Genomic DNA, 6,560 nt, shown 5'->3' on the forward strand with positions numbered 1-6,560 from the left:
CAGACGAGCAGTCTACGGCTACTTCTGACACCAAGCACAGAACAGTCCTTGGTGTTGACCTAAACGTGGACGGCTCACTCTCCGTGACTTCCACTGGCGCGTTCATCGGGAACGCCGACGAGATGAATCATCGACGCCGAGAGTTCGAGAAGACTCGCGGGTCGATGCAACAGACAGGAACGCGGTCGGCACACTTGTCGATTCAGTCGATGACCGACCGCGAACACCGTTGGATGCAAGACGAACTGCACCGCGCCTCGAATCAGATTCTCGAAGAAGCCCGCGACCACGACTGTACGCATATCGCCTTCGAGAATCTGACCGACATTCGCAAGCGAATGGCTGGTGCGAAGCGATTCCACGCGTGGGCGTTCCGACGCCTCTCCCAGTACGTCGAATACAAAGCCGAGATGTACGGTATCAAGGTGGAGCAAGTGAGTCCTGCGTACACGTCTCAACGGTGTTCGTCGTGTGGGTTTACGCACGAAAACAACAGGCGGTCGAAACACCAGTTCGTGTGTCAGAAGTGCGAGTACGAACTGAACGCGGACTACAACGCGAGCAAGAACATCGCTCGTAAACTGCTCAAGCGACTTCACTCGGGGCAGACGTCTTCGAGTGGAGGCGCACCCTGTCAGTGTGCGCTAGCGTCGGGGATGTTGAACCTGAACGGCGAGTACACCGCCTCCGTCAATTCGACGGCAGAAGGGGAGTCCACCGACAAGCCCACGACTTCAGTCGTGGGTAACTGACAGTGGACACAACATCCAAAGCCATTCTCGATGGTCGCTCGTGATGGCCCGGCAGCCTAGTACTCCAGTAAGCAGGTGTAGTCCTCAATATCGGTCGTCGCTGCCATCCCAATCATTCCAACTTTCGGATTGGTTCTGCGGAGTACTCCAACACAGGAGGGGACAGATGGTACCCCATCAATCGAACGAGGCGACGTCGAATCTTCGTTTCCAATGTCGGCTTTTCGGTGGCTGATTCCAGTTTACGAGCAACCGATGGCGGGAGGTCGCTCGCTCTTTCCAGATTCCGTAGGAACGCTGGCTTACGGGTTGGGGGACCGTATGCAGACATGGGCCTCCTTTTCAGTGCATCTAACTTCACTTCAATCCGGAGCCACCGAGCTGCTTCATCTTCGGACATTGCCTGTATCACATGGTCCGAGATATCCGTCGGTTCGTCTCTCGGAACAGCCTCGAGCGGTGGGGGTGCATAGCCGTCATCGGCTGCTGAGTAGTCTAGTACCTCGACATATGGATTGGTCGGTACCAGCGTTTGACCGTGTACTTCGACTTCTATCCTTACGAGTGCTTCCTCGATACCTATCGTCCCCGTTCGAATGGCAAATGTTTCACAGCGGCGACACCGGGGTCGACTCGGATACCACCTGAAGGGTGGTTCTTCCGAGGCAAGCTGACCAGCGTCCAAGGCATGACGGACAACCTCCCACTCAATCATTCCTTTTCCATGAAATAGCGCATCGCAGTACTCACAGCGACACTTGTGTATCCGCTTTCCAACCTCCAATTCTGCTTCAATCTGCGCTTCGATTTCTTGCTTCAGCAACCCATCCATACTCGGTCTGATGAGCAGGGTCTATTGAGTGTTTTCGCGGCAAGAATGACCGTTTTTGGCTATGACATCAGCGATAATGCGTTCAAACCGACCTGATTGGACATTGAATCGTGCAATGCCAGGCTGCTGGCAGTGTTTGGAGGCTGTGACCACCTAGTGAGTATCAGCGGTGACCCCACTGGAGTCGAATATCGACACGAGAACAGAGAGTATCTATCGAAAGCTGCCGACTTCTCACACTCTCCGAATCTCACACCCGAGGTCCGAGAGTGTGTCGAGGGCTTGTTCAAGGTCCGCTTGCTGGACGAGAATATGGTCCGTCGAGTATGCAGAGAGTGCAAAGATTGAGACGTCGTTCTCTGCGAGTTCAGACGCCACAATTGCGAGAAAGCCAACCAACTTGAACGGGAGAACGACGTCGAAGGTGAGGAGCGCCCAGCCAGGTTCGACCTTCTGTGCCTCAATCTCTTTTAATCGGTTTTCTGTGATGACGTGGGTCGTTTCCTGTCGATCTCGAATCGTCGCGAATGTATCAGGGAGGTCCCCATCAGTGGTGGCCACGGCGTAGGGCTCTGCATCGACCTCCACAGTGCTCTCTTCGAGAACAGACGCTGGGTCCATAGCTCATGGTTCGACGCACTCACTGTCGCTGTTCGTATTGTTGGTCAGTATCCGTGTTTAGCCATTCAAGTCAAAGGCAGTTGACTCCAAAGTAGTTTACCCAAAGGTAAACTACTTGCCGCCACAGCGTCTACCCTGTTGTATGAGCACCGGCTTGGGGACCGCAGAGGGGATGGAAACCCGTGAACTCATCCACTTCGTAACCCAACAGACGCGGTTCGCGCTCGTCAACAACATTCTCCAGCATCCCGAACAGCTCCCCTCGATGTACGAACTCGAGGAACTCAATCCCAGCGTGAGCGACGCCACCGTCTACAAGCATATTCAGAAACTGATCGACGCCGGCATCGTCACAGAGGTCGCACTCGGCGATGACCAGCGCCGGCAGGGCTATCCGTGGAAGTTCTATAGCCTCAGCGACGAGGGACGGGCATTCCTCGAGGATCACAACCTGCTCGCCGCTGAGGAGACGCTCCAGCAAATCTACAGCACTATCTCCGATAAGCCCGAGAAGATGGTCAAATACGAGAACGCGCCTCGCCCCGAGGATTCGTAATTCAGCCACAAGACCGTCGAGTCGGTTCCGATGCACACAACAGGAGACAGACACATCCGAGGGCGTCCGAGCGCACTCGTTCTCGTCGTCGACATTTTCGTCACCAGTATATTGCCTTGGCAGAACGGTACTGAGGCCTACTCGTCTCTCACGAGCGTCTCATCACCGTAACGCTCCCGCAGGTCGCGGAGGTACTCGCGCTGTTCGACCATCCGCGGCGTTAGATTGGCGAACGCATCGGCGAACATGTCGTCGGGGTCAGCCTCGACATCGGCGAGTGAATCGACCGCCGCGGCCATCCGCTCTTCGTTCTCCGTCTCGATTTCCTCGATGGCTTCCTCGTCAAGCAGATCCTTGCGTTGGAGGTACATCTCCAATCGCTCGATAGGGTCGACGTACTTCCACTGCTCGACCTCCTCGTCGTCGCGATACGCGCTTGGGTCGTCGGCGGTCGTGTGCGCACCGTAGCGGTACTCGACAGCCTCGATAAGCGTCGGCCGGGCTTCACCCTCGTGTGGGTCGAGCGCCTTCTCACGGGCCGCCCGTGTCACCTCGTACATCGCGAGTGGGTCCATCCCGTCGACTTGGACGCCCTCGAAGCCGTAGGCGACCGCCTTCTGAGCGAGCGTCTGCGAGCGGGTTTGGGCCTCGCGAGGGATGGAGATAGCCCAGCCGTTGTTGTGACACAGAAACACCGTCGGGGTGTCATAGACACCGGCGAAGTTGAGACCCTCGTGGAAGTCACCCTCCGAGGTGGACCCGTCCCCGAAGTGCGCGATGAACACCTCCTCATCGTTGCCTCGGAGTTTCGCCCCCATTGCCATCCCTGTGACGTGGGGCAGGTGGTCGCCGATGCAGATATTCAACGGGAAGATCCGCTTTTCTCCAAGTACCGCATTCCCCGATTCATGGCCCGTCCAGTAGTGGATGTACTCGGGTAAGAATCCACGAACGAGCGGTGCAGCGTGCTCGCGATACTGGTAGAATACCCAGTCGTCCTCCGTAAGCGCATACATCGAGCCATACCCCGACCCCTCCTGACCTGCCATCGGCGAGTAGGTGCCAATACGACCCTGTCGCTGGAGGCTCACCATGCGGTCGTCGAAATACCGTCCGAGCCGCATGTCCGCGTACAGCGAGAGGAGTTCATCTTCGGAAAGCGTCGGTTCGTACTCCTCGGTGAGCGTGCCATCCGGAGCGAGGAGACAGATACGGTCGTCATAGTCACGATCGATCAGGTCCCGGCGCTCGCGGACGTCCATTACCGCGTGTGTGTCGGCCGACTGTATAGCTCTACAGGTGCAGTTGAATCATCGATATCCAGTAACGGTGGGCTATAACGACAGCGTCAGCAACACCACCTCGTTGGCAAGGCCACCAGCGATCTGTTGTCTAGCGCTTTCTCTGGTGGGCATATCGCCTCGTACTCGTCCCAAAACACATCGTGGCCGTCTTACTCGACGTTGGTGTCGCCTGTGCAATTGACCGTCTCAGCGTAATTCGAGGAGGAGCCTCCGGCCTCAAGTCCTCTCCTTAGCCGATGAATCACGCTTGGCAGCGACCTCTGGCGAGGTAGGTGTGAGGGGTGTGTCTTAGTAACCGAACAGATGACAGATTGGGGAGTCAGTGAACGGCCCGTCGTCTCATCAGTTGTCTCATACAGATTCGAGGCGGATGCCAGGGACGCCATTTGTCGGTAGCTGGCTCGGTGGTGCTGCGCTCATGGACGGCCGTAAGAACGTCTTCTTTTGGCCGCGAGGTGATCGTAGGGATTACCTCTAGATTTCGGTCGGAGGCGAGCTCGAGGTGGTAGTCTTGGTAAATCGATGCGAGTATGATTCGAGCTTCGAGCATCGCAAACCGATCACCGATACAACGTCGGGGACCTCCGCCGAAGGGGAAGTATGCAAACGACGGAAGGGACTTCTCGAACTCCTTCGTCCAGCGGTCAGGTCGGAACGCAAGCGGATCATCATACCAGCGAGCATCGCGATGGACGACCCACTGGTTCATGAACACGCGAGCGCCTGCTGGAATCGTATAGTCGCCGACTTCGTCGGCCGTCTTCCACTGGTAAGACGATGCCAGCCGGCTACGAACGCATGCCACAACCTGTAATCGCACCCATCGAACACCGACAATCCAGCGTCGTCAGCTCCTGAGAAATTTCATCGACGGTCGAAGTCGCTCAGTTGAGACAGCGACACACTTGATTCGAATCGCCGGGACCTACAGTTTTCCTTGCCCTCCGCGTACGGTGACCGATGACCACCGAGAACGACGGCCGACTAGCCAGTCTCAAACGGCCGCTCCTCTACCTGATGAGCCTCCTGTACATCGGAGCGGGCGTGATGCACTTCCTCCGACCGAAGGTGTTCGCCCGTATCGTCCCCCCAACGCTCCCCCGGCCGCTCACGCTCGTCTATCTCTCCGGTGTCGCCGAAATCGTTCTCGGCGTAGGGGTGTTGTTCCGCCGGACTCGGCGACGCTCCGCGTGGGGACTGGTCGGGTTACTGGTCGCCGTCTTCCCGGCGAACGTCTACATGGCGACTAGCACCGTCCCCCCCGAGACCGTCTCCGAACGAACGGCAGGTGTCGCTCGACTCGCCCTATGGGCTCGGCTCCCCTTCCAAGCCGTACTCGCCCTCTGGGCGTGGTGGTACACACAGGATGCCTCGACGGACCCCGACTGAAACTTCGCATGTGAGCCCCGGCTCTCGGCCGATCGCCGAGCGAACGACACGAAGCGACGGTTCGCTCCGGTCGCTGACTGACCGGCCTCTGATTTCCGTCTCTCGACGACGAGCGACTGCACAACCTACGAACGTGGCCGGACGCACTCGTCTCGGCGTGATACGGTTCGCCATCCGCGTGGTCACAAAGATATGAAATAGCCTTAGTCTACTACGCCAGCTGAGTTAGCTAAGGTGGCGTCGTCCGCTAACCAACTCATCACCGACGTGTCGGAGCGTAGTCCGACGGACTCGGTTCACTTATCAAGCCATCAGCACACGCGGTCGAGCGAGATTCGAGGGGTTCGAGTGTGAGCACTCCCACTTCAGAATACATGGACGTACCATCGTTGGGGCTCGGAACCTACCAGAACGACGACCACCACCAGTGTGTCGAGAGCGTACGGACGGCACTCGACGTCGGCTACCGTAACGTCGACACCGCACAGGGGTACGAGAACGAGGCCGCAGTCGGAGCGGGCATCGCAAACGCCGACGTCGAGCGCTCGGACGTCTTCCTCGCTTCGAAGGTCCAAACGGACAGCCTCTCGTACGACGATACACTCTCCTCGACTCGCGAGAGCGCCGAGAAGCTCGGCGTCGACACTATCGACCTGATGTACGTCCACTGGCCGCTGAACACGTACGACCCCGAGGAGACGCTCCCCGCACTCGACGAACTCCGCGAGGAAGGGACCATCGACCACGTCGGGCTCTCGAACTTCCGACCCGACCAGCTCGACGAGGCGATCGAGCACCTCGACGCACCGCTGTTCGCCCACCAGGTCGAGATGCACCCGCTACTCCAGCAGGAGGAACTCCACGCTCTCGCCGTCGAGGACGACCACCTGCTCGTCGCGTACTGTCCCATCGCACGTGGGAAGGTAGAGGAGGTCGACGAGATACGCGAGGTCGCCGAGAAACACGACGCGACGCCGGTGCAGGTGAGCCTCGCGTGGCTCACGAGCAAGGAGAACGTCGTCGCCATCCCGAAGGCGACCGGCGAGGCGCACATCCGGGAGAACTTCGAGGCACAAGCTATCGAACTGGACGCCGAGGACGTCGAG

At 58.3% G+C, this 6,560-nt stretch carries 7 protein-coding genes and 1 pseudogene; 4 read left to right on the forward strand and 4 right to left on the reverse strand.

Translation table 11 applies throughout. The features are described from left to right. On the forward strand, nucleotides 1–752 hold a 752-nt coding region (locus M1L36_RS12825), incomplete at its 5' end, for an RNA-guided endonuclease InsQ/TnpB family protein (RefSeq protein ID WP_305794512.1). A gap of 112 nt (nucleotides 753–864) precedes the next feature. Here M1L36_RS12825 and M1L36_RS12830 read toward each other — a convergent pair. Further along, nucleotides 865–1,584 carry a hypothetical protein gene (locus M1L36_RS12830; RefSeq protein WP_250874150.1) on the reverse strand — a complete coding sequence of 240 codons (720 nt, stop codon included), beginning with the start codon at nucleotides 1,582–1,584 and terminating at the stop codon, nucleotides 865–867. Between the two features lie 234 nt (nucleotides 1,585–1,818). Continuing rightward, nucleotides 1,819–2,205, reverse strand: a complete 387-nt coding sequence (locus M1L36_RS12835; RefSeq protein ID WP_250874151.1) for an ACT domain-containing protein — start codon at nucleotides 2,203–2,205, stop codon at nucleotides 1,819–1,821. Nucleotides 2,206–2,347: 142 nt separating this feature from the next. Here M1L36_RS12835 and M1L36_RS12840 point away from each other — a divergent pair, with 142 nt between their 5' ends. Then, nucleotides 2,348–2,761 carry a helix-turn-helix domain-containing protein gene (locus M1L36_RS12840; protein WP_250874152.1) on the forward strand — a complete coding sequence of 138 codons (414 nt, stop codon included), beginning with the start codon at nucleotides 2,348–2,350 and terminating at the stop codon, nucleotides 2,759–2,761. Nucleotides 2,762–2,898: 137 nt separating this feature from the next. Here the strand turns inward: M1L36_RS12840 and M1L36_RS12845 are convergent, their stop codons facing one another. Both M1L36_RS12845 and M1L36_RS21405 read right to left on the reverse strand, forming a co-directional pair. After that, the gene (locus M1L36_RS12845) at nucleotides 2,899–4,023 is read right to left on the reverse strand and encodes a thiamine pyrophosphate-dependent enzyme (protein ID WP_250874153.1); all 1,125 of its coding nucleotides are present in this window, start codon (nucleotides 4,021–4,023) and stop codon (nucleotides 2,899–2,901) included. Between the two features lie 454 nt (nucleotides 4,024–4,477). Then, a pseudogene (locus M1L36_RS21405) lies at nucleotides 4,478–4,819 on the reverse strand (cytochrome P450); the annotation flags it as partial. A gap of 206 nt (nucleotides 4,820–5,025) precedes the next feature. Between M1L36_RS21405 and M1L36_RS12855 the strand changes: the two are divergent. Next, nucleotides 5,026–5,454, forward strand: coding sequence for a DoxX family protein (locus M1L36_RS12855; RefSeq protein ID WP_250874154.1), 429 nt, complete (start codon nucleotides 5,026–5,028; stop codon nucleotides 5,452–5,454). Nucleotides 5,455–5,828: 374 nt separating this feature from the next. Next, nucleotides 5,829–6,560 (forward strand): aldo/keto reductase (locus M1L36_RS12860; RefSeq protein ID WP_250874155.1); only part of this gene is annotated, 732 nt, incomplete at its 3' end.

This window comes from Halomarina rubra (assembly GCF_023699475.1).
Taxonomy (GTDB): domain Archaea; phylum Halobacteriota; class Halobacteria; order Halobacteriales; family Haloarculaceae; genus Halomarina; species Halomarina rubra.